Consider the following 21,714-nt stretch of genomic DNA (forward strand, 5'->3'; position numbering starts at 1 on the left):
CTTAGTCAACCTCCTTTGTCAGGCGTTGTCTTAACAGCAAACTGCTATAGCCGGCATAAAAATGTCGCCCGCCGGAGTAGGTTTCTGTATCTACCCGTAATAGCTCGCACTGCACAGCACCACCAGACCAGGCGGCATAGCTTGCCGGGCAATCAGCCATTAACTCTGCGGCCGGAAGTTCCCCTGCCGGCAGCGACGTTAGCTGCGACAAATGCTGCTTTAACGCCAACTGTGACGTTTGCAATTGTTGCTGTGCAGCGTATGCCGTTTTATGACTTAACTGACTCACCAGTAACATGGCAGACACCAGCAAAGCCATCACCAGTAAAAACACCAGCGCCACGATCAGTACCATTCCTTTATTTATTGCCATATCCGGCTCCTAAAGCACTGCGTTTTGAAAAAATATCGTACTGCTGACCAACAGCCGGCGATAATGATCGCCCGGCGCAACAAAGCGGTGCGGCCCCATATCATAACGCTGTTGATTGATGTAGTTCGGATCTGACTGGCGGGCACGTAGTAACAAGTGGTATCGCAGGCTGATAATACGGGCATTACTTTGCTGCCACAGTTGCGCTGACATTTGCTCTGTCGTTAGTTGATAATCCAGTTGGCCGTCTGCATCACTGTCAATACCGAATTCAAAGTGCATGCGTTCAACACCGTCCAGCACAGAATCGGTGCTGATCACGGCCTGCCCGGCTTGATTTCTGCTCAGGCGCTTGCGCATTAATACCGGTATTGATTCGCCGTCAAGCCGTTGCTGCTGCAGATAGAACACCAAATGCTGGTAAGGAAAATAGTCATATTCTGCAGTTAAACCGGCGCTGTTGCTGTCAACAAAGCGGCTATGCTGCCATCCGCTTTCCAGATAAAACCGGTTCTGCCGCATATCCGCAATAGCTGTTTGCAGGCCAAGTAAGCGTTTTATCTGTAGCAGTTCGGTTTGCGGGATAGCGCCGGTCAAACAGTTTAACTGACGCCCGGCACCAATGGTGCGGGCATATAAGGTGACAAAGCTTTGCGCCGGTTGCGGAAAACTGCCACTGTCCAGTGCTGCTTCAACGCAATCCCCTGCCGGTGGATTCGGCAGAGTCAAGGTTACTGCTAACTGCGGCTCTGAGCGCCCGCCCCAGAAACCGGTATTAGCCAGCTCATTTTGCAAAATACTCATCGCCAGTTGCGCATTTTGCTGCAACTCAGCCAATTGCTGAGTTTGCCGGGCTGATCGGCTCAGACTGCTAAAAGCCGTTAGTGTCAGGGTCATAAGAATCATGCCTAACAGCATGGCAATCAGTAATTCAGTCAGCGTAAAACCGGTTACAGGGCGCATAATTACCAACCACCGCCCTGTATGGCAAAACCACTGCGGCCTGCGGTTACCTCACAAGGCGCGGCATTATTTTCTGCAGCATGTAGCCGTTGCTGCCAACTTACGCTCAACCGCGCTGCACCGCCCACCTGCTGCAGACAAAACTCTGCATCACTCAAGCCGGCACCTGTAGCTGGCTGTAGCAAACTAAACCAACTGTGTAATTGTGCTGCTGCCATTTGCTCTGCATTGCAGGCGACGTCGGGGCTGCAATCCGGTGCGGCCGGGATCTCAGACTGTAAATTTAACTGAGGGCCGATAACATCAGCCAAACGCCGATTGGCGCGTATTTCATTGAATAAACTGTTACTTAAAGCAACAGCATGGGTACGCTGTATCGCCCCTTGCAGCTGCCGTAAAGTTAAGGCTTGCGCAGCTAATACGCCTAATAACCCCACTTTCAGGATTAATAATGTAACGAGTACTTCAACCAAGCTAAATCCATGTTGTAACCGCATATCCGTATGCCACAAACATTTTTATTTAACCTTAAAGTTACAACAATATTTCAATAAATCAAATTTAAATGAAAAATCACCAACACTGTCTTATGACATCTAAGCCGGCAGCACCATTCAAAGCACCTTTTCTTCCTGTCTGGTCAAGAGTCAGGACACCACATACAGCATCATTTTGTATAGCCGTCGGTTGAGCAGCAAGTGTATAAGCTCTTGCTGCTCTGTTGGTAAATGCAAATGTATACCTTTGAGCCAGATCATTTCTGCAAGTAAGTGCAGGTAACAGCACTTCCGGATCAGGTATATATGTCATATTTTGTGTATACAAGCGCTCCATAAATTGGGATAACTCTAATAAGCAGGCACTTGCGGCACCTCTGTTTGTTCTTGTGACATAGTTTTGATAAGAAGGGTAGGCTATAGAAGCCAAAATACCCACTATCACCACAACTATCATCACCTCAATTAACGTCATGCCTTTAATAAATCGCTTGCTCATCTGCTTACCTGCTAAATTTCAATTAATATTTCTACTGCAGTTCACGCCAGGTTAGCCGGTTAGAACGAATGCCAATGTTAACCGGCTCCGGTGGCGGCAAACTACCGTCCCCCTCACCATCTACTCCGGTATAGGTGCCATCTTTCTTCCTTACAATATCACGACCAGAGATAATACCGTCTGTCCTTTGACCACTGGTAACCTCACCGGTTGATAAGTTATCACCGTCATCGAAATCGCCGTCCCCATCTACATCAAAATAGTTTGTTCTTAATCTACCGCCTTTATAGGGGTCAATCGCCAGCTTCCAACTGATACCGCCAGCCAAACAAGGGTCGTTGTCCGGGGTGATAGTCGTAACCTCCAGTTGCTGATCGGCTAATAGCGCTGGTAAGACAACCCGCTCACCATTTGCCAAATCTATATACCAACCGCGCTTGTTCAGCCCTAATGCTGTTGAGGCCGACAACCCCCGCCTGTTAGGATCCTCAACATCTGTAGTTAACACTCTGACATCAAGATCGCTGCGGGTTAAAGTTAAACCACTGTCACTGAAATCATCCGTTAAACCATATATAGACTGAGTGCTGAAGTTAGCGGAATCCAAATCGGCTAACGTCAGGTACTTACCGGTGCCAAAATGTAACCAGAGCTTACCGGAGCCGGGTTCTGTTGACAGTGTCAAACCACCGGTAATCGGTTGTTCTTTTCCACCAACAACAGCTTTAAATAATGGTTGCCCACTATTAGCCATTTTCCATCCGCCTGCGCCACGTAAATCGAACTTCCAGATATTACCCTGTACATCACCGCTATAAACAAAGTCCATATTACCGTCAAAATCGTAGTCCCAGCTTTCTATCTTACTGAATCCATTATTACTATCGTTTGTTGCTACAATCATCGTAGCTGCAGCGCCACTGTAATCACCAAATTGGCCTTGTAACTGCGCCAATTTAAAATTTAGTAATCCTGTTTTATTAGCACTGTTGTTATATCCGCTCCCCAACAGAGCAGTCCACGAACCATCATTTGCTCTGGCTATTATCGGCGTACCAACATTCTGACCAATTGGGCTATATGAGATATCAAAAAGTACTTCAATATCGGCGGGATTGGTAATATCAAGTGCAAAGATACTGCTAAAGTCTCCGCGTCCGGTGGTTGTCAGTAACACAGTGCGCCACTCACCATCCAGATAAATATCACGTACAGTTGAGTTACCATCTACATAGTACTGATGGGCATAATTTACATTAGCTAACTCTTTCAGTTCCGGAATTACTGCCTGAGGAATATAGGCAAAGGTTTCAACACCAGTCTTTGCGTCAAATACATGGAACATGCCATCATTGGCGCCAACATAAACCATATGTGGTCTGTTCTTGTGAGTTTCCAAAAACGCTTCATAGCTGGATGCTTCAGGCCAATTAGTAAACCGTTGGTAGCCCATACGCTCCGGAGCTGCAACATAAACCGGCGAAGAGTTGGCAATATCACCTAGTGGCCCAACTCTGTCACGAAATTTATAACTACCATTGCTCAGCACCTCATTTGATCTGTCGCCACGCAAATAGTTAACAACGGCTGTCTTCACAGCGTCATTCTCCAGCCCCATTTGTTCAGCCGTCAGATTATCGGGTTTAAAATCAACTAATGAGTTGCTCTTGATAAATTTGATATTTCTATCAGTATATTTTGGTAGTTTCTCTGACGCCTTCCAGGAAACACTTGCGCCCTCTTCCAAATCATAAGCCCAAAGATCACCATCCCATTTTCCGGAAAGATAGCGGCCCTGAAATACTTTAGCCCCGGCTTGCGTTGACGCACTTACTGCCGCAAGGTTGGATGCTGAACCTACTCTTGTTTTAATTTTATTCAAGGTGCTGGTAAGGCCATTGGCGAAGTCCGTTGGCTTTGCTGCACTAAAAAAGCCGCCGCGACTATTCACGCTGGCGTGCAGCAGATCATCTATCTTGGCATTATTGCTGGTGGTGGGATCAGGCCAATTAATATTCTCTTTATTTTTAATGGCCGCAAACACATCATCTATTACCACATCACCATCTACCCCAAAGCCTATGCCAAAAGTTGTCATATGCTGCCAAAACGCAGGATAATCCTCTGACGACGGTACCCTGTTCTCTAATAACGGACGTAAATCTGAACGCCAGTATTTCATGGCAACATCAGCAAGGGTGTTGCTGTGACCGTCTTTAAAAGGCCCAATCGCTTTGTACTGCCCTGTACTACCATCCGGGGAAGCTATAGAAGGGCCATCAGTACCGTCAGCATTACCTGCCGCAGTAGTTGAGTCGCCATAATAACCATCAGTCATCAACATGGTAAAACTCTGCCGGCATGTTAACTCGGTAAAATCGGTGTCACTGGATTGCCATGGCTGGGCAGACGAAAAATACTCACCTGCTGCGGTAAGTGCGCCAATAAGTGGTGTACTGCCATCTGCTTCTTTATTGTATAACCAATTAAAAAATGCTTTTCTGGAGGCGCCTTCAAATTTTTTTGCTTGTGAGCTTACGTTAGTTGAATTTTTGATAGTGCCGTCACTACTGGCTTTATTGATACCTGCATAGCCAACCCGCATTGTATTTGACTGTCGCTGAAAAGCCCGCCCGATGCCGGTTTTCGCAGCCATCATTCGGGTGCGGTAAAAAGAAAACCAATTGGCGAATTTTTGTTGTTCTGCTGCTGATACATATTTTATGTCATAACAATCATTGGCATAAACATCGTCGCAACCGGTTTTGAAAGTGTAGTAAAAAGCCTTACCTTCATTACCCGAGGGGCTCACCGTAAAGCCGAAGCGATTTGTATTGGAACCTGACGTTCGGCCATAATAGTAATAATCATCCATTATCGCCCGGTATTTAGTCGATAGATTAATACTGGCAGAACTACTGTTATATCCGTTAACCTTCGCTGCAGTAAAAGAGGCAGGCTCATACAAATTACCGTCTTCATTAACCGGTGGTTCATAACTCTCGTTGGGATCGAAATAGATTTTATTCATATGACTGGACGCCAAATACGCGCGCCCGGATGTGTCGAGAAAACAGGTGTTACTCACCCCGGCATAATCCCCTCTGCCACTGCAGGTGGGTAAATAGCGATTATTGCTCATACGGGTTACCAGATCATCTTTCATAAAACCCCAGCGCATTGAGCCTGAATCATCTATTAAAAACAATATATTCGGGTCTACCGCACTGCCGGTCTGCAGTGGTGTCGGAGAAATATCAACAGCAGCTTGCGCCGTGCCAACAGACCAAAGAGCTGCAGCGGCAAAACTAATAAATTTACTTTTATTCATACATTTACCTATAAGCAAATAGTTGCCGTTAAATTGGTAAACCAACAGTGGTTTGCAACATAACGCTTGCCCGACCATCTATCGGAGCTGTGCGCGCTGTTAAACGATATGCCCGTAATCTGCATATAACATTTGAATCACCAGACCCCGTAGACAAACACCCCGGCTGCGCCAGCTGAATGTCGAGATCTTCAATAATGTATTCTGCGGCTGGTAGTCCCTGCCCTGCGGCTATTGAAATCCAGTCAAAACCAGCAGGAGGCGCTTCCCACGCTTCTTGCATGCCTGCAGTTGGTACCCGTGGAGGAATTGCAACAAAAGGAGCCCCGGTTACGATAAGTTGCTCAGCTGCGATTAAAGCGCGCTCAGCCGCCTGCATAGCCAGCTCTCTGTCATAAAGGTTGCTGGCCATTTTTTCCTGAATAATGGTGCCGCGCATCGCAGATGTCGCCAGAAGTGTAATAGCAACTAATAGCAGTAACGAAACGATTAGCGCCACACCTTGCTGTTTTGAGTTTGTCATATGAGTGATATTCATCAGGCATACCTGTTGCGGATATTAATGACATAACGAAATGTTCTGTTTTCTACAGCCAGATCTAAGCCGTCAAGTGCACTTAACTGTAATGTTATCTCAACAACATTTATTTGTGGCCATTGCGCTGCAGTGGGCGCGTCAGTAAGCGCTATACCCGGCCCCGAATAACGCAACTGTAAATCACTGATATTGTCAGCTATCTCTTCAGCTACCGGCACACCAGCAATCACTGACTCCCTGAATAAACTCGGGTTACCTTCGTTATTTAACGCTACATACCACACCACACTATTTAGCTGTGTAAGTGACGCTCCGGGTAAAAATGTCATCGGTACACCATTGAGGCCTAGCGCACCGGCATAACTAACAACACCGCCTACGCCTCCTGCAGCCTCAGCAGCAATGTTAAAAATGGCGGTATGTACCGTGCTATATGGTTCACAGGCAATAACGAGATCACCGGGTAAGAAACCTACCACGTCATTCGTAACAAACGATGCCGGAGCTGCGGGATTATGCTGTGCAACCGTCGCCATTACATTGCTGCCAAATACTGCATGAATAGCATCTGAGCCGGCCAAAGGAGCGTTTGTCAAGCCGGGGTTCGCACCGTTTGCGAAACCTGTAATACCATTTCCGGGCTCTGGCCAGGTAGTCCAAAAGCTGGCAGGCACCGCGAGTCCTACCCGGGTTGCCCTTTCATTGCAACCTGTATAGCCCGCCAATCTCAAATCTTCTGACATTAATTGAAATGCTGTTCTGACTTTTTCCTGGATGCTGCCAGACGCTTCGTTCATTCTGAATGTCGTCTGGTTTGCTATAAAGACACCAATAACGCCACCAACAACAACCAGTCCCAGAACCAAAGCAATCATCAGCTCAACTAATGACAACCCAAGTAAGCGTTTAATGTTACTAATATTTCTCATTAGTATGCCACCACGTAAGTCATTGTCATCTGATCATTCCCCTCAGTACCACGACTGTCATCCCAAACCATCGATATGGTATATACCCTTGCCGCCAGATCTTGTTGTACAGTTGGACAGGCCGAATCTGACAGCAATTGCTGTACATCATTAACCCATCCGGCAATTGCAGCCCCGGGAGCTTCACAGTCTCCATTAAAGCTTGCCCGCGGAATTGCATTCGTATTACGGGCTAAGGCCTGTTCATTTGCCGTTATCTGCTCAGCCAGTTGGCTTACCATAACCGTCAGTAAAGTTCTCTCCTGGGCACTCATGGTGTTTCTTAAAGAGCTGTTTTGTAATCCGGCAACACCCAACACTCCTATACCCAGAATTAATACTGCAACCAAAACCTCAACTAAACTTACTCCCTGTTGGTGTCTGAAGTAAGAACGGGGGGCTACACAATTAAGCAACATCAGACACACTCCTCAATCCGGACAGCATCAACACTTACTCTGCCACCACTGACAAAGTTCATTAATCTGGCATTTTGCGGTACCTGCTCTGAATCACTACAAATCGTAAAAGTCCCACCTAAAGGCGCACCGTTAGCGTTGTTTCGGATCAGGCCGTTAGACGTGAACTGAATAACATCTGTATTAGCAGTACCTGTTGTTCTTAGATTTGCGGAAAAAAAACCACTGGCGATAACTCTGTTCCCTGTATCTGCTATTAACCAGCCTTGCCAGCCTGCAGCACCCGGCGCTGAGCAGTTTACGCCATTATCAGAATGGCATAACCGGGTATTCTGATTCAGTTTAATCGCTTCGTTTCTGGCTAAATTAAAAGCAGAGATGAGCTCATTTGCTTCACCTGTCAATGAGTTACGCACAATCAGATTAGTAAAAGATGGTACAGCAACCGTCAGTACAATAGCTGCCACCGCTAACGTCACCATTAACTCCAGCAACGTAAACCCCTGGTTCTGCCTTACAGTTAAAACGTTGTCAGCAAGGTTTTTTGTTTGAGCAATTATCATTTGATTAAGATCTCTGCGTAAAACACAACACATTTTTATCTGTATGACTTTACATCATCATCACGGTAGTAAAATGATTTTACGACAAACGGTGGTATAAACTGACGGGCGGTAATAAAACTGAGTTAAGACATGCAACTGCGAATATTGGCTACTTCACGACGGCTTACTTCCAGCTTGCCGTCCCAACCAAGCAGCTGCACCCAGTGCTTGCCGTGTGCGGAGAACAACCTGGACAAGTACGTTTTGTTGATTAAAGTACTGCGGTGCACCCTTAGCAATTGCATTGGAAACTGTTGCTGCAACTGCACCAGGCTCTGCTCAATAATTGCCTCCCCCGAGGTAAAAACCATACGTACATACTTATCTTCTGCGCTGAAAAACAGCACCTCTTTTAATTCAAGCTGCCGTTTCACTCCCGCCTGCACATAACCAATTTTAGGTTCGGTATTTCTGCGGCCGAGATGAGCTTTAGTTTGCATACCTACGCGTTCCAATGCGTGCTGCAGGCGCTCAATAGAAACGGGCTTAAGCAGGTAATCGGCAGGAGATGCCTGATATGCTTCTAACGCATGTTGCGGATGAGCTGTCACAAAAATAACAGCCGGAGGTGTTGGCAGCTGCAGAATATCTTTGCCTAAATCAATGCCATCTGCCCCGGGCATAGCAATATCCAGCAGTACAACCTCTGGCTGACACGAATGTATGAGTTCAATTGCCTTACGTGCACTTTCAGCTTCACCAATACACTCATAACTATGTAACTCTGCAAGCAGTCTTTTTAATCTTGCTCTTGCAAGGGGTTCATCATCTACGATTAATATACGCATATTTCAACCTTAGCGCGCCTTTGGAATAACAAGCTTGACGCGAAAGACATCGTCTACAACGCCAAGAGTCAAACTGGCCCGATCACCATACTGCAATTGCAGGCGTTGCCGGATATTGTTAAGTGCTACACCATTACCCCGCCGCATACCTTTAACATCAGAGAATGGATTGGTAATTACCAGACTTAGCGCCTGACGGCTTTCGGTGCAAGCAATTGATAATACACTTGTGGCAGAACTGCTTTCAATGCCATAACGCACCGCATTTTCCAGCAAAGGTTGTATAGTCAGTGATGGAATAAGTATATCCGGGATAGTGTCATTAATATCCCAATTTACCTGCATTCGCTCACCCAAACGCCATTGCTCTAATGACAAATATTGCCTCGCTACGAGAAGCTCGTCTTTTAAGGCCACCATTTCTCCGGCATATAATGCAGCACGAAACAGAGCAGACAAGTCCAGCAATGCTTTTTCAGCGGCTTTAGCGTCAACCTGAGTAAGCTCAGCTACGGTATTCAAACTATTGAATAAAAAATGTGGCTGAATTCGCGCCTGCAGAGCACTGAGTTCTGCCCGCCCTTGCGCTGTAACCTGTTCACTGCGCTCGGTATGCATAATGAAAAATTGCACCGCAACCAAAGCAATAATAAAAGCAACCATCAAATTACTCAGCGTAAAACCCGACACACTGTGGCTGAATTCCGATAAAAAAGAGCCAAGCCAGGCATATGAGGTCATGCTGATACAAAACGTGATAAATAGAAAAACTGAATTGGCAGCCACAAGAATATACAGAGGCGATAAGCGGTTAATTTTTCTGCGTAATACGCATAAACATAATACGGTTAATAACACTACCCAATGTACAAATACGCTGATAACCCCCAAACGGCCCCAGACATTGTCACTTTGTAATCCCGGAGCAAATGCAAGCACTACGGCAACAGCTTGCGCCAGCACCATAGCTCTTACTATATAACGACTATGACATAAATAAGGGATCTGTAACGGTGGCAATTGCCATTGAAATAACATCAAGCCATCCTGTTAAAACCTGGTTGGCTGAATACTACACTGATATTGCTATTGTTGTTAACCGGCAAAAGCTGCAATAAATTACCGCAGCTCTGCCGGGATAGCGAACACCACATTTTCTTCGCGGCCGGGGTTTTCACTTACTGTTTTACCGCCCCACTGCTGCAGCTGTTTAACTACCTGTTGCACCAGCACTTCAGGTGCAGAGGCACCGGCAGTTACGCCTACCGCTTTTATACCATCAAGCCAAGCTTGCTGAATATCGTTGGCGGTATCGATTAAATAGGCGGTGCAGCCCATTTTGTCGGCCAGTTCGCGCAAGCGGTTGGAGTTACTGCTGTTTTTCGCACCCACCACCAGCAGCAAATCAGCTTTAGCGGCTAAATCGCGCACCGCATCCTGGCGGTTTTGCGTGGCATAGCAGATATCATCTTTGCGCGGACCTTCAATATCGGGGAAACGGCTGCGCAGCGCATCAATCACATCCGCAGTGTCATCCACCGATAACGTCGTTTGGCTGCTGAAACACAGCTGGGCCGGGTTCTTCACCTTCAGCGCCGCCACATCATCAACCGATTCGACCAAATAAATGCCACCTTCGGCGTTATCATACTGGCCCATGGTGCCTTCTACTTCGGGGTGGCCGGCGTGGCCAATCAGAATGCACTCAATGCCTTTGCGGCTGGCACGGGTGACTTCCATATGTACTTTGGTTACCAGCGGACAGGTAGCATCAAATACTTTTAAGCCGCGCTGTTTGGCGTTTTCACGCACCGCCTGGGATACACCATGCGCACTGAAAATAACGATATTGCCATCCGGCACTTCGTTCAGCTCATCGACAAACACCGCGCCGCGGCGGCGCAGACCGTCTACAACAAACTTGTTGTGCACCACTTCGTGGCGCACATAAATTGGTGGCTCGTACAGCTCCAGTGCGCGCTCAACAATGCTGATAGCGCGGTCTACGCCGGCACAAAAGCCACGCGGATTGGCTAATAAAATGTCCATAACTCAGCTTACCTGTACTATTTCAACGCTGAAGGTCAGCGTCTGCCCGGCCAGCGGGTGGTTAAAATCTATCGTCACCGACTCGCCCACCACTTCACGCACCAGGCCCGGCATTTCAGAACCATCCGGCATGGTAAAACCGATAATCATGCCGGCTTTAGCGGGTGCATCGGCAGAGAACTTACTGCGGTCAACATAGTAGATATTATCCGGGTTTGGCATGCCGTAGGCATCTTGTGGCGCCAGCGTAAAGGTTTTTTTATCGCCGGCTGCCAAGCCACTTAGCTGCGCTTCAAACGCCGGGGAAATACTGCCATCACCCATCTGCAGTTTCGCCGGCTTGTTGTGCACCCGGGTGCTTTCTGCCGCGCTGCCGTCGGACAACTTAATATCAAAGTGAAAAATTACGCTGCTGTTGGCGCCTATTACTGCGTTTGTCACTTTTTCACCTCGTTATTACTAAAGCTGTCCCAAATAAGTAAGGCTGCACCAATACAGATGGCCGAGTCGGCAATATTAAACGCCGGATAATGCCAGTTCTGATAATACAGGTGGAAAAAGTCTATTACGTAGCCATAAATACTACGATCAATCAGGTTACCCACAGCACCAGCCAGCACTAAACTCAGCGCCAGGTTCAGCTTTAACTGTGTTTTGCTGTTGCGTGCCAGCCATACCGCCAACACGCAACTGATAGCTACGGCAATAAAGGTAAAGAACCAACGCTGCCAGCCACCGGCGTCACTTAAAAACGAGAAGGCTGCGCCGTAGTTACGCACATAGGTAAAGTTAAAAAACGGCAGCAGCTCAATAGAATCAAACAGCTGCATATTGGCAATCACCACCTGCTTACTGATCTGATCCGCCACCAGCACCAACAACATCAGCCACCACAGGCGCCAACCGCTATCTTTAAATACTGCCATTATGCAAATGCCCGCTGTTCGCCGTCACCTTCTACATTGCTCACGCAGCGCAGACATAACTCGGCATGTGCCGCATCGGCGCCGACATCATGGCGGTGATGCCAGCAGCGGCCGCATTTTGCTGCCGTTGAAGCAGCTACCTGAACGCTTAAGCCGGCTAATTCGGTTTGCACCGCATCGGCCGGTGCTGTTTCTGTGCTTACCTGCGCCGTAGAGGTGATCAGTACAAAACGCAGTTCATCCCCCAACTTGGCCAAATCGGCCGCTAGCGCCGCTGAGGCATATAAGGTTACTTCGGCCTGCAGTGAAGCGCCGATTTTATCTTCACGCCGCGCCGCTTCCAGCACCTTGTTAACTTCGTCACGTACCTGCAGCAATTGCTGCCAGAAAGCATCGTCAAACTTACCACCGGTAACACCGCTAAAACCGGTATACCAAACATCAGTAAACACAAATTCCTGCTGCTGGCCTGGCAGTTCATGCCAGATTTCCTGCGCAGTAAAGCTCATTACCGGCGCCATCCAGCGTACCATCGCCTGGGCAATATGGTACAACGCGGTTTGACACGAGCGCCGCGCCACACCATCGCTGTGGGCGGTGTATTGGCGATCTTTAATCACATCCAGATAAAAGCTACCCAGCTCTACGGTACAGAAGTTCATCAGCTTTTGGCTTACCTGATGGAACTGATAGTTATCGTAAGCGGCGATAATTTCCTGCTGCAATTTAGCCGCGCGGTTCACTACCCACAGGTCCAGCTCAACCATTTTGTCAAACGGCACTAAATCGGTTGCCGGATTAAAGCCGTTTAAGTTTGCCAGTAAAAAGCGTGCGGTGTTGCGGATGCGGCGGTATTTGTCCGCTGCACGGTTTAATATTTCATCCGACACTGTCATCTCTGAGGTGTAATCGGTAGTGGCCACCCATAAGCGCAAAATATCGGCGCCTAATTTGTTCATCACGTCTTGTGGTGATACCACATTCCCCAGCGATTTCGACATCTTGCGGCCATCACCGTCTACGGTAAAGCCATGTGTCAGTACTTGCTTATACGGTGCTTTATGCTTGATGCTAACGCCGGTCATCAAGGACGACATAAACCAGCCCCGGTGCTGATCTGAGCCTTCCAGGTATAAATCGGCCTGATCGGCGCCGCCAAACTCCGGCCGCACATCAACCACGCAGGCATGGGTAACACCGGAGTCGAACCAGACATCCAGCGTATCACTTACCTTAACGTATTGCTGCGCATCGTCGCCTAGCAGAGTTTCCGCGCTTAAATCAAACCAGGCCTGAATACCGTCTTGCTCTACCAGCTTGGCCACCTGCTCCATTAACGCCTGAGTGTTCGGGTGCAACGCACCGGTGTCTTTATCAACAAACAGTGCTATCGGCACACCCCAGGTACGCTGGCGTGAAATACACCAGTCCGGCCGGCCTTCTACCATTTTTTCAATCCGCTGTTGGCCCCAATCCGGGATCCAGCGGGTTTGTTCAATTTGCTTAAGCGACGTAGCACGCAGGCCCTGCTGTTCCATGCTGATAAACCACTGCGGCGTAGCACGGAAAATAATCGGCGTTTTATGCCGCCAGCAGTGCGGGTAGCTGTGCTTATAAGCTTTGTGCACCAGCAACGCGCCGGCTTCTTTTAACGCCTCTACTACGCTGTCGTTCGCTTTAAACACATGCTGGCCGGCAAACAGTGGCGTGTCCGGCAGGTAAACGCCGTTCGCGCCCACCGGGTTAGCCACTTCAAGGTTATAGTGCTTACCAACAATAAAGTCTTCCTGACCATGGCCGGGCGCCGTGTGCACACAACCGGTGCCGGAGTCGGTAGTAACGTGCTCGCCCATGATCAGCGGTACGCTAAAGTCATACAGCGGGTGTTGTAATGGCACTAATTCCAGCGCTGCACCCTTAGCAAAACCCAGCGCATGGTAGTGTTCAATACCGGCACGCGCCATCACATCTTTTACCAGGTCAGTCGCAATAATTAAGCGCTCAGCACCCAGCGGGCCCTGCTCTACCTGTACCAGGCTGTAATCCAGTTTGGCGTTTAATGCCACCGCACGGTTGGCCGGAATAGTCCAGGGCGTGGTGGTCCAGATCACTACCGATACTTTGCCACTGCCACGTTTACCTTCAGGATGATCAAAGCGGTCTACCGCGGCTTCATCTACTAAAGCAAAACGTACGTCAATTGCCGGTGATACTTTATCCTGATATTCCACTTCCGCTTCTGCCAACGCTGAGCCACAGTCGGTACACCAGTGCACCGGCTTAAAGCCCTGCTGTAAATGGCCGTTATCAATGATTTTGCTCAGCGAGCGGATGATATTGGCTTCAAAACCGTAATCCATAGTGCGGTACGGGTTTTGCCAGTCGCCCAGCACACCTAAACGGATAAAGTCGGTGCGCTGCGCATCAATTTGCGTGGCAGCGTATTCGCGGCATTTTTGCCGGAATTCGGCAGCGGTTAACTTGGTGCCCGGCTTGCCGTATTTTTTCTCCACTACCAGTTCAATTGGCAGGCCGTGACAGTCCCAACCCGGTACATAGGGCGCGTCAAAATCGTCCAGCGTTTTGGCTTTAACGATAATGTCTTTCAGAATTTTGTTAACCGCATGCCCGATATGAATATTGCCGTTAGCGTAGGGCGGGCCGTCGTGCAAAATAAAGGTTTTTTTACCTTTTTTGGCTGCACGAATTTTGCCGTATAAATCGGCTTCGGTCCATTTGGCCAGCATTTGCGGCTCGCGCTGCGCCAGATTGGCGCGCATCGCAAAAGCCGTTTCCGGCAAATTCAGGGTATGCTTATAGTCGCTCATCCGTTGGGTTCCGTCTTATCAGTAGTGGCATGCGCTGGTGTTAAAGCGCCATGCTGAAAAAATGCTTTTGCTGCTGTCACATCAGCAGCAATTTGTTGTTGTAATGCGGCTAAACCGTCGAAACGTTGTTCGTTACGCAACTTATGCTGCAATAACACTTCTATTTGGCTGCCGTATAAATCGCCTTTAAAATCAAACAAATGCGCTTCAAGCTGCTGGCGTTGGCCCTGTACAGTCGGCCGGTTACCAATATTGGCTACGCCATAATAACTGCCAAATACCGTGTTCGCCGTAATGGCATACACTCCCGCTACCGGCAGCTTACGCCGGTATAAAAACACATTGGCGGTCGGAAAGCCCAGGTCGCGGCCTAATTTGCGGCCATGCCGCACGCGGCCGGTTAAAGCAAAAGGCCGGCCCAGCATCTCTGCGGCCAGGGTTAACTTATCCTCTGCCAGCGCCTGACGGATCAAGGTGCTGCTGATGCGCTGCTGGCCTAACACTAAACTTGAAGTGCTGCACAAACTGAATTGGTATTGCTCAGACGCCAGGGCTAATAACTCAAAATTACCGCTACGCTGACTGCCAAAGCGAAAATCATCACCCACAATTAAGTGCTCTACACCCAGCTGTTTTAGCAACAACTGCTGAATAAATTGCTCCGGCGCCTGCGCAGCAAAAGCAGGCGTAAAATTAACGCATAACAAGCGATCAATACCCAGTTGTGCCAGCGCGTTGTACTTCTCGCGAAACCTCGTTAAGCGTGCCGGTGCCGCAGTGCCGGCAAACAACTCCAACGGCTGTGGTTCAAACAGCATCACGCATGACGGCAGCTGCATTTGTTTGGCAATAGCCACCACTTTATGCAGCACCGCCTGATGGCCCAAATGCACGCCATCAAAATTACCGATGGTAAGCACACAACCGCGATGCCGGGGCTGAATATTGTGTAAGCCGCGAATTAACTCCATGCCTGCCGTTTCTGAGTGCTGATTATAAACCGCGCATTATAACCACTTAATCAATTGCTTTCAGCAACAGAATTGGCTTTAAAATGACGCAAACGTACACCAAGCAACCACAACAGGGCAAAATAACCCGTTACCGCCAAGCCACACAGCGCGCTTAAACGCCACGCCTGAGCAGTAAAACTCAGTTGTACCCAAGCGGCCAGGGTTGGCGTTTGCCAATACAGCAGGCCCGCCATTACCAGGCTGGCGATAACCAGCTTCAACAAAAATACCCTGCTGGTTTTACTTAGTTGGTATACGCCGGCCAGTTTTAAACCACGATACAATAAATAGGCGTTTAAGCTGGCTGACATCGCAGTAGCCAGCGCCAGGCCAACATAGCTTAAAAATGGTGCCAGCATCAGGTTAAACGCCATATTCGCTACCATGGCAATAATACCGATGCGTACCGGCGTTTTAATGTCCTGGCGCGCATAAAACCCGGGTGCCAGTACTTTTATCAGCATATAGCTAAGTAAACCGGTGCTATAGGCAATTAAACTGTACGACACCATCAGCACGTCGTTTTGGCTAAACTCGCCGCGCATAAACAGCAAAGCGATAATCGGTTGTGATAACACCATTAAACCTGCCATAGCCGGAATGCCGAATAAGGCGACAAAGCGCAATGACCAGTCCAGTGTCTGGCTAAAGCGCTCTGTATTGGCGCCGGCATGATGGCGGGATAAATTCGGTAAAATTACTGTAGCTATGGCAATGCCAAATAAACCCAGCGGAAACTCTATTAACCGGTCGGAATAATAAAGCCAGCTTACAGCGCCGGTAAGCAAAAACGAGGCGATAACGGTATCAAGCAATAAATTAATCTGGCTTACCGACACACCAAACAACGCCGGCAGCATCAGTTTACGAATTTTAGTGACGTTTTCATCACGCCAGCCCCATTTGGGCCATACCAGCAAACCAGCTTTGGCCAAAAACGGCAACTGAAATAATAACTGCACCACCCCACCGATAAACACGCCCCAAGCCAGCGCCAGTGCCGGCTCATTAAGTGTGGGTGCCATATACACCGCACAGGCAATAATGGCGATATTTAAAAATACCGGCGTAAAGGCCGCCACGGCGAAACGGTTGTAGGTATTAAGCACAGCACCGGATAACGCCACCAGGCTGATAAACCATAAATACGGAAAGGTAATTTTCAGCATCAGGCTGGCCAGCTCAAATTTATCTGCTTCCGGGCCGTCATTCAGCCATTCGACAAACCAGCCCATGCCGAACAACATCGCCACCAGCGGCGATGCAATTACACCAAACAACGTGACTACAGTGACCACAACGCCGAGGCTGCCAGCCACTTTTGCCAACAGTTCGCGCACAGCATCATCGCCATGTTTGGCTTTTACCTCGGCCAGCACCGGCACGAAGGCTTGCGAAAAGGCACCTTCAGCAAATAAACGCCGCAGAAAATTCGGAATACGGTTAGCAAAAAAGAATACGTCGGCAGCCGCACCGGCACCGATAAAATTCGCCACTACTACGTCACGCACCAACCCCAGCACACGGGAAATTAATGTCATAAAGCTGACAATAAGGCCTGATTTTAATAACTTTGCTGACACTAAAACTTCCTTCTTGTTACCAGCGGCTATTTTGCCTCTATACTGCGACGGATTACCAGTAGGCTATCGGATTAAAATCTGTGACTTTACCGTTAAAGCATTTGACAACGGGCCATTAAATAGGCATATTATGCGGCCTTTGATGGGTCCGGTTTAGTTTTTTAGGAGTGTTACCTTGGCTAACATTAAGTCTGCTAAGAAGCGCGCAATTCAATCAGAAAAACGTCGTCAGCAAAATGCTTCGCAACGTTCTATGATGCGTACTTTCATAAAGAAAACCTACGCGGCGGTTTTAACTGCTGACGTAACTGCTTCAACTGAAGCATTCAAGAAAATGGTGCCTGTTCTTGATCGTATGGCCTCTAAAGGTCTGATCCACAAGAACAAAGCAGCACGTCATAAAGCTCGTTTAAATGCACATGTAAAAGCATTAAGCGCCGCTTAAGACACAGTTCCAACAAAAAAGCCGGCTTACGCCGGCTTTTTTGTTGCTGCTATGCTGTAGCTGTCAGGCATCATCCGAGCAATACAGTTTATGCATCAACGCAATTAACGCTTCGGCTTCTTTACTGTTCAGGCTATAAAATACGGTTTGCGCTTCTTTGCGGGTTTTTACCAGCTTATGCCGGCGTAACAATGCCAGATGCTGTGACAAAGCAGATTGGCTAAGCTCCAGTTTCTGATTCATTTCCCCGACTGACAACTCCCCTTCCAGCAAGTGGCATAGGATCAGTAACCGCCTCTCATTCGACACTGCCTTGAGCAGCTTTACGGCTTTGGCGGAGTTTTTCAACATATCCTGTAAATTCATTACACTTACACTCTGTCTGTCCGGATGGACTAATATTACCGATTTAAGGATAGAGCGACAATATAATCATTCTTATTTAACAAAGAATAACGATTTTCGAAAAAATATCCACGATAGGGGAGTTAATGCAGTAGTGGCCGCACCAGGCTGTTAATACGACTGGCAGTAAAAGGCTTGATCACAAAGGCTTTGGCACCATTTTCAATCGCTTGTTTCAGGTTTTCTACACTGGAAAATGCCGACACCATAAAAACAACGGTATGTTGGTCCTGTTGCTTAAACAGCTTTAGCAATTGCTGGCCGTCAATATCCGGTAGCTGAATATCCAGAAACACCAATTGTGGCTGATGTTGGCTGAACAACTGCGTGGCAGTGTTGCCGTCCGCCGCTTCGATAACCGACGTAATGCCCAACTGCTGCAAAATTTGACTGATATAACTGCGTACAGCAGCTACATCATCTACGATAAGCGCACTAAGCGATTGAGGCATTCCTTGCATCCTTACTACCTGATGTCATTCCGTCTGACAAACTACCGTTTTTAGCGTTGCCCTATGTAGGGCATGATAAAAAGGTGTTAGAGTCATCAATACTCTAACAATAGCGGGACAAAATGAAAAGATGAAATTGTGGCTAACAACAATAACTGCGGCACTGAGCCTGAATTTAGCGGCGAATGAACTGACGCTGGATAATACCCTGGCGTATCAGCTTACTGAGTCTTTAACGGTAGAAGTAGGACAACGCCTTGCCGGTAGCGAGGCAGATGCCCGTGCTGTAGCTTGGGCAGAGCAAAAATTTAAGCAACTGGGTTATGATAAAGTGTGGAGCGAGCCTTTTACCATGCAGTATTGGCAGCGCGGCAACGCCAGCCTGGCAGTTAGCGCGCCCTTTCATCAGAATCTGGTGGTGACTGCGCTTGGCGGCTCAATCGGCACGCCGTTTGATGGCATTAATGCTCAGGTCGTAATGTTTGACAGCCTCGAGCAGCTAAAACAAGCTGATGCCGCCGTAGTCAAAGACAAAATTGTCTTTATCAATAAAAGTATGGGTAAAGATAAACTGGGTACCTTTTACGGTTCAGTGGTCGGTGCCCGCGCCCAAGGTGCCGTTGAAGCAGCAAAGCTTGGTGCCAAAGCCATTATTATCCGCTCTGTCGGCACCAGCATTAACCGCTTCGCTCATACCGGCATTATGCGTTACAGCGACGAAGTAGCACGAATTCCTGCTGCCGCGATTTCAGTGCCGGATGCCATACAATTGGATAAAATGCTCAGCCGCCAGCCGGAATTAAGCCTGCATTTACAAATGCAGAATAAATTACCGGGTGAAGTAGTAAGCCATAACGTTATAGCGGAAATTACCGGCAGTAAGCGGCCGGATGAAATCGTGCTGATCAGTGCCCACCTTGATTCGTGGGACGAAGGCACAGGTGCACTGGATGACGGCGCAGGTGTTGGCATAGTAATGGCCACCGGCGCTTTACTGAAACAGCAGGGGCGGCCCGAACGTACCGTGCGGGTGGTGTTATTCGGTAATGAAGAAGGTGGTTTAGTCGGTGCCCGCGCTTATGCCGCCAAACATGCAGCCACGCTGAAAAACCACGTATTTGCATCTGAATCAGATTTTGGCGCCGGCCGTATCTGGCGTCTGGACACCGGCTTCGGTGAGAAGGCATTGGCTTTTGGCAACACCTTGCAACAGAAGCTGGCTCCGCTGGGTGTAGAGATGGGCGACAATACCGCATCCGGCGGCCCGGATGTATCAGTGTTAAAAGCCCAGGGCGTGCCGGTAGTCAGCCTGCAACAAGATGGCACAGACTACTTTGACTATCACCACACGCCAAACGATACCATGGATAAAATAGACCCTGCCGCCATGCAACAAAATGTTGAAGCCTGGCTTATCACCACCGGCGAAGTGGCAAACAGCAAAGTAGATTTACGCCGCTGATTTACCGCAACTTCCGGCTGACAATTTAACCGCGTGAACGCAACGGCCCGGTATGTAGTACCGGCCGTTGATGCTTACGATAACTGCCACGCAACAACCACAACTGCATACCTATAACCAGCAGTATCATGGCTGACGGATAAAAATAGATATTGTTACTCAACGCAAAAAGCAGCAGCGCCAGCATAAAATAGCTGAACGGCAACAACTCGTAGCACCAGAACGGCAGGATACCACCGTACTTGCTGCGGGCCGCTTTAATATCGGAGCGGCGGTTATCTGAGCGCAGCACCCACACTACCGCGCCGGCACACACCATTAAGAAACCGCACACTACCAACAGCCAGGCATTAGTCGCCAGCATTACCGCACTGCCGACAGCCACATAAGCATAAGGCAAAACTTCATATATTTTATCCGGTATCATAGCTGGCTCCTGCTTTTTCAGCCTGAACTAAGTGTAGAACAACTTTTTCGCCACATTTAACAATTAACCACAACCCATCAATTTAACTAATCTGAAAACCACAAAATTCCTCAGTTGAGTAAAACAGATCCGGCCAGCATAATGCGCACAAATTTTAACCGCTGTAGTATGCAGGAAAGCGCCATGGAAAATATCGTGTTCGACGTAATCAGCTGGGTTGGGCTAACGATTTGTATTGGTGCTTTTTTTATTAAAGATGTGTTCTGGTTACGCCTGACAACACTGGTAGGTTGTAGCCTGCTGTTTGTTTACTACAGCCACATTGCAATCCCACAGGGCGTTATCTCAAACTTATTAGTATTACTAATTAATGCTTATTATTTAATTCGCTTTGCCAAAGCGCGTAAAGCTGAGCAAACCGCCCAACAAACCACGCCGGTAAGTCTGACTGCGCAAGCAGAGTAAACAGCGTAAAACTTTTGTCTGACGAAGCGGCAGGCTATAATTGCCGCCCGACATACAGGAGTACCCGCTATGCAAAACGAAGAAGTCGAGTTGTTTCTGCAGGAGATGTCCGGCGTTAAGCCCCTGTCACAAGATGCCGTATTACCGGAGCAAGGTGAGTTTAGCCCCAGCCTGGCGCAACAAGCCAGACGCAAAGCGGCAGAGCAGGAAATGGAATATGATCCGAATTACCTCAGCATGGAATATGTTGATCTGGTAAAGCCGGACGAGCCCTTCACCTATAAAAAAGATGGCGTGCAGGATGGCGTGTACCGCAACCTGCGCTTGGGCAAATATCAGCTGGACGCCACCCTGAACCTGCTGGGTAAAAGCCTTAGCGACGCCAGACGCGAACTGTTTTATTTTATTGATGACTGCCACAAGCGCGGCATACGTACCTTGCTTATTCACCACGGCATGGGCCGCAACAGCAAACCGCATCCGGCCATACTACGCAGCTATGTGTTTAAATGGTTACCGCAAATTCCTGTTGTACTGGCCTGCAATACCGCACAAAAACAGCATGGCGGCTACAGCGCAACCTATGTGTTACTGCAGAAAAATGCGGAGCAAAAGCGGGAAAACCGTGAGTTACACAGTAAACGCGGTGCGCAGAAATAACTAACCCCCGGCAAGCCG

The 21,714-nt window shown here is 48.4% G+C and carries 24 protein-coding genes; 4 read left to right on the forward strand and 20 right to left on the reverse strand.

Features of this window, described 5'->3' with window-relative positions; translation table 11 throughout:
• Position 1: 1 nt before the first annotated feature.
• The 17 genes from Q8O77_RS16170 to murJ form a co-directional block, all read right to left on the reverse strand.
• Positions 2–373 carry a hypothetical protein gene (locus Q8O77_RS16170; RefSeq protein ID WP_305555551.1) on the reverse strand — a complete coding sequence of 124 codons (372 nt, stop codon included), beginning with the start codon at positions 371–373 and terminating at the stop codon, positions 2–4.
• A gap of 9 nt (positions 374–382) precedes the next feature.
• Complete coding sequence (locus Q8O77_RS16175; RefSeq protein ID WP_305555555.1) at positions 383–1,336, reverse strand: PilW family protein; 954 nt, start codon at positions 1,334–1,336, stop codon at positions 383–385.
• A 2-nt stretch (positions 1,337–1,338) separates the two neighbouring features.
• The gene (gene pilV / locus Q8O77_RS16180; RefSeq protein ID WP_305555558.1) at positions 1,339–1,833 is read right to left on the reverse strand and encodes a type IV pilus modification protein PilV; all 495 of its coding nucleotides are present in this window, start codon (positions 1,831–1,833) and stop codon (positions 1,339–1,341) included.
• Positions 1,834–1,909: 76 nt separating this feature from the next.
• Entirely contained in the window at positions 1,910–2,332 is a 423-nt protein-coding gene (locus Q8O77_RS16185) for a type IV pilin protein (protein ID WP_305555561.1), read from the reverse strand.
• 31 nt (positions 2,333–2,363) lie between these two features.
• Positions 2,364–5,663 carry a pilus assembly protein gene (locus Q8O77_RS16190; RefSeq protein WP_305555564.1) on the reverse strand — a complete coding sequence of 1,100 codons (3,300 nt, stop codon included), beginning with the start codon at positions 5,661–5,663 and terminating at the stop codon, positions 2,364–2,366.
• A gap of 28 nt (positions 5,664–5,691) precedes the next feature.
• A complete protein-coding gene (locus tag Q8O77_RS16195; RefSeq protein WP_305555567.1) occupies positions 5,692–6,201 on the reverse strand; it encodes a PilX N-terminal domain-containing pilus assembly protein in 510 nt (169 codons plus the stop codon).
• Positions 6,201–7,130 (reverse strand): hypothetical protein, encoded by a 930-nt coding sequence (locus Q8O77_RS16200; protein WP_305555570.1) that lies wholly within the window; start codon positions 7,128–7,130, stop codon positions 6,201–6,203. The genes Q8O77_RS16195 and Q8O77_RS16200 overlap by 1 nt, the downstream gene beginning before the upstream one ends.
• Positions 7,130–7,588 carry a type IV pilus modification protein PilV gene (gene pilV / locus Q8O77_RS16205; protein WP_305555573.1) on the reverse strand — a complete coding sequence of 153 codons (459 nt, stop codon included), beginning with the start codon at positions 7,586–7,588 and terminating at the stop codon, positions 7,130–7,132. Before pilV (Q8O77_RS16205) ends, Q8O77_RS16200 begins: the two co-directional genes overlap by 1 nt.
• Positions 7,588–8,151, reverse strand: a complete 564-nt coding sequence (locus Q8O77_RS16210) for a GspH/FimT family pseudopilin (protein WP_305555576.1) — start codon at positions 8,149–8,151, stop codon at positions 7,588–7,590. Before Q8O77_RS16210 ends, pilV (Q8O77_RS16205) begins: the two co-directional genes overlap by 1 nt.
• A gap of 125 nt (positions 8,152–8,276) precedes the next feature.
• The gene (locus Q8O77_RS16215) at positions 8,277–8,981 is read right to left on the reverse strand and encodes a LytTR family DNA-binding domain-containing protein (RefSeq protein ID WP_305555579.1); all 705 of its coding nucleotides are present in this window, start codon (positions 8,979–8,981) and stop codon (positions 8,277–8,279) included.
• 9 nt (positions 8,982–8,990) lie between these two features.
• The gene (locus Q8O77_RS16220) at positions 8,991–10,019 is read right to left on the reverse strand and encodes a sensor histidine kinase (protein WP_305555582.1); all 1,029 of its coding nucleotides are present in this window, start codon (positions 10,017–10,019) and stop codon (positions 8,991–8,993) included.
• 81 nt (positions 10,020–10,100) lie between these two features.
• Positions 10,101–11,030: a 4-hydroxy-3-methylbut-2-enyl diphosphate reductase gene (gene ispH / locus Q8O77_RS16225; protein WP_305555585.1), complete on the reverse strand. Its 930-nt coding sequence runs from the start codon at positions 11,028–11,030 to the stop codon at positions 10,101–10,103.
• A gap of 3 nt (positions 11,031–11,033) precedes the next feature.
• The gene (gene fkpB / locus Q8O77_RS16230; protein WP_305555588.1) at positions 11,034–11,471 is read right to left on the reverse strand and encodes an FKBP-type peptidyl-prolyl cis-trans isomerase; all 438 of its coding nucleotides are present in this window, start codon (positions 11,469–11,471) and stop codon (positions 11,034–11,036) included.
• A complete protein-coding gene (gene lspA, locus Q8O77_RS16235) occupies positions 11,468–11,956 on the reverse strand; it encodes a signal peptidase II (protein ID WP_305555591.1) in 489 nt (162 codons plus the stop codon). The genes fkpB and lspA overlap by 4 nt, the downstream gene beginning before the upstream one ends.
• On the reverse strand, positions 11,956–14,784 hold the full coding sequence (gene ileS, locus Q8O77_RS16240; protein WP_305555594.1) for an isoleucine--tRNA ligase: 2,829 nt from the start codon (positions 14,782–14,784) through the stop codon (positions 11,956–11,958). Before ileS ends, lspA begins: the two co-directional genes overlap by 1 nt.
• Positions 14,781–15,755 carry a bifunctional riboflavin kinase/FAD synthetase gene (ribF, locus tag Q8O77_RS16245; RefSeq protein ID WP_305555597.1) on the reverse strand — a complete coding sequence of 325 codons (975 nt, stop codon included), beginning with the start codon at positions 15,753–15,755 and terminating at the stop codon, positions 14,781–14,783. Before ribF ends, ileS begins: the two co-directional genes overlap by 4 nt.
• 50 nt (positions 15,756–15,805) lie before the next feature.
• Positions 15,806–17,380 (reverse strand): murein biosynthesis integral membrane protein MurJ, encoded by a 1,575-nt coding sequence (gene murJ / locus Q8O77_RS16250; protein WP_305555600.1) that lies wholly within the window; start codon positions 17,378–17,380, stop codon positions 15,806–15,808.
• A 175-nt stretch (positions 17,381–17,555) separates the two neighbouring features.
• On the opposite strand from murJ, the gene rpsT reads away from it, so the two are divergent.
• Positions 17,556–17,825, forward strand: coding sequence for a 30S ribosomal protein S20 (gene rpsT, locus Q8O77_RS16255; RefSeq protein ID WP_027670768.1), 270 nt, complete (start codon positions 17,556–17,558; stop codon positions 17,823–17,825).
• Positions 17,826–17,888: 63 nt separating this feature from the next.
• On the opposite strand, the gene Q8O77_RS16260 is transcribed toward rpsT, so the two are convergent.
• Both Q8O77_RS16260 and Q8O77_RS16265 read right to left on the reverse strand, forming a co-directional pair.
• Positions 17,889–18,191, reverse strand: coding sequence for a metalloregulator ArsR/SmtB family transcription factor (locus Q8O77_RS16260; protein ID WP_305555606.1), 303 nt, complete (start codon positions 18,189–18,191; stop codon positions 17,889–17,891).
• Between the two features lie 122 nt (positions 18,192–18,313).
• A complete protein-coding gene (locus Q8O77_RS16265) occupies positions 18,314–18,682 on the reverse strand; it encodes a response regulator transcription factor (RefSeq protein WP_305555609.1) in 369 nt (122 codons plus the stop codon).
• Between the two features lie 130 nt (positions 18,683–18,812).
• Between Q8O77_RS16265 and Q8O77_RS16270 the strand changes: the two genes are divergently transcribed.
• On the forward strand, positions 18,813–20,144 hold the full coding sequence (locus tag Q8O77_RS16270) for a M20/M25/M40 family metallo-hydrolase (RefSeq protein ID WP_305555612.1): 1,332 nt from the start codon (positions 18,813–18,815) through the stop codon (positions 20,142–20,144).
• Between the two features lie 25 nt (positions 20,145–20,169).
• On the opposite strand, the gene Q8O77_RS16275 is transcribed toward Q8O77_RS16270, so the two are convergent.
• Positions 20,170–20,571 carry a hypothetical protein gene (locus Q8O77_RS16275; RefSeq protein ID WP_305555615.1) on the reverse strand — a complete coding sequence of 134 codons (402 nt, stop codon included), beginning with the start codon at positions 20,569–20,571 and terminating at the stop codon, positions 20,170–20,172.
• A gap of 183 nt (positions 20,572–20,754) precedes the next feature.
• Here Q8O77_RS16275 and Q8O77_RS16280 point away from each other — a divergent pair, with 183 nt between their 5' ends.
• Positions 20,755–21,036, forward strand: a complete 282-nt coding sequence (locus Q8O77_RS16280; RefSeq protein ID WP_305555617.1) for a hypothetical protein — start codon at positions 20,755–20,757, stop codon at positions 21,034–21,036.
• Between the two features lie 69 nt (positions 21,037–21,105).
• Positions 21,106–21,696, forward strand: a complete 591-nt coding sequence (gene smrA, locus Q8O77_RS16285) for a DNA endonuclease SmrA (protein ID WP_305555620.1) — start codon at positions 21,106–21,108, stop codon at positions 21,694–21,696.
• Positions 21,697–21,714: the final 18 nt, after the last annotated feature.

The sequence above is a fragment of the Rheinheimera sp. genome (assembly GCF_030690345.1).
GTDB lineage: Bacteria > Pseudomonadota > Gammaproteobacteria > Enterobacterales > Alteromonadaceae > Alishewanella.

What these genes read in the sequence shown, in the direction of transcription:
- Q8O77_RS16170 (WP_305555551.1), bottom strand. Translation starts at nt 373, where the DNA reads ATGGCAATAAATAAAGGAATGGTACTGATCGTGGCGCTGGTGTTTTTA.
- Q8O77_RS16175 (WP_305555555.1), bottom strand. Translation starts at nt 1,336, where the DNA reads ATGCGCCCTGTAACCGGTTTTACGCTGACTGAATTACTGATTGCCATG.
- pilV (WP_305555558.1), bottom strand. Translation starts at nt 1,833, where the DNA reads ATGCGGTTACAACATGGATTTAGCTTGGTTGAAGTACTCGTTACATTA.
- Q8O77_RS16185 (WP_305555561.1), bottom strand. Translation starts at nt 2,332, where the DNA reads ATGAGCAAGCGATTTATTAAAGGCATGACGTTAATTGAGGTGATGATA.
- Q8O77_RS16190 (WP_305555564.1), bottom strand. Translation starts at nt 5,663, where the DNA reads ATGAATAAAAGTAAATTTATTAGTTTTGCCGCTGCAGCTCTTTGGTCT.
- Q8O77_RS16195 (WP_305555567.1), bottom strand. Translation starts at nt 6,201, where the DNA reads ATGAATATCACTCATATGACAAACTCAAAACAGCAAGGTGTGGCGCTA.
- Q8O77_RS16200 (WP_305555570.1), bottom strand. Translation starts at nt 7,130, where the DNA reads ATGAGAAATATTAGTAACATTAAACGCTTACTTGGGTTGTCATTAGTT.
- pilV (WP_305555573.1), bottom strand. Translation starts at nt 7,588, where the DNA reads ATGTTGCTTAATTGTGTAGCCCCCCGTTCTTACTTCAGACACCAACAG.
- Q8O77_RS16210 (WP_305555576.1), bottom strand. Translation starts at nt 8,151, where the DNA reads ATGATAATTGCTCAAACAAAAAACCTTGCTGACAACGTTTTAACTGTA.
- Q8O77_RS16215 (WP_305555579.1), bottom strand. Translation starts at nt 8,981, where the DNA reads ATGCGTATATTAATCGTAGATGATGAACCCCTTGCAAGAGCAAGATTA.
- Q8O77_RS16220 (WP_305555582.1), bottom strand. Translation starts at nt 10,019, where the DNA reads ATGTTATTTCAATGGCAATTGCCACCGTTACAGATCCCTTATTTATGT.
- ispH (WP_305555585.1), bottom strand. Translation starts at nt 11,030, where the DNA reads ATGGACATTTTATTAGCCAATCCGCGTGGCTTTTGTGCCGGCGTAGAC.
- lspA (WP_305555591.1), bottom strand. Translation starts at nt 11,956, where the DNA reads ATGGCAGTATTTAAAGATAGCGGTTGGCGCCTGTGGTGGCTGATGTTG.
- ileS (WP_305555594.1), bottom strand. Translation starts at nt 14,784, where the DNA reads ATGAGCGACTATAAGCATACCCTGAATTTGCCGGAAACGGCTTTTGCG.
- ribF (WP_305555597.1), bottom strand. Translation starts at nt 15,755, where the DNA reads ATGGAGTTAATTCGCGGCTTACACAATATTCAGCCCCGGCATCGCGGT.
- Q8O77_RS16260 (WP_305555606.1), bottom strand. Translation starts at nt 18,191, where the DNA reads ATGAATTTACAGGATATGTTGAAAAACTCCGCCAAAGCCGTAAAGCTG.
- Q8O77_RS16265 (WP_305555609.1), bottom strand. Translation starts at nt 18,682, where the DNA reads ATGCCTCAATCGCTTAGTGCGCTTATCGTAGATGATGTAGCTGCTGTA.
- Q8O77_RS16270 (WP_305555612.1), top strand. Translation starts at nt 18,813, where the DNA reads ATGAAATTGTGGCTAACAACAATAACTGCGGCACTGAGCCTGAATTTA.
- Q8O77_RS16275 (WP_305555615.1), bottom strand. Translation starts at nt 20,571, where the DNA reads ATGATACCGGATAAAATATATGAAGTTTTGCCTTATGCTTATGTGGCT.
- Q8O77_RS16280 (WP_305555617.1), top strand. Translation starts at nt 20,755, where the DNA reads ATGGAAAATATCGTGTTCGACGTAATCAGCTGGGTTGGGCTAACGATT.
- smrA (WP_305555620.1), top strand. Translation starts at nt 21,106, where the DNA reads ATGCAAAACGAAGAAGTCGAGTTGTTTCTGCAGGAGATGTCCGGCGTT.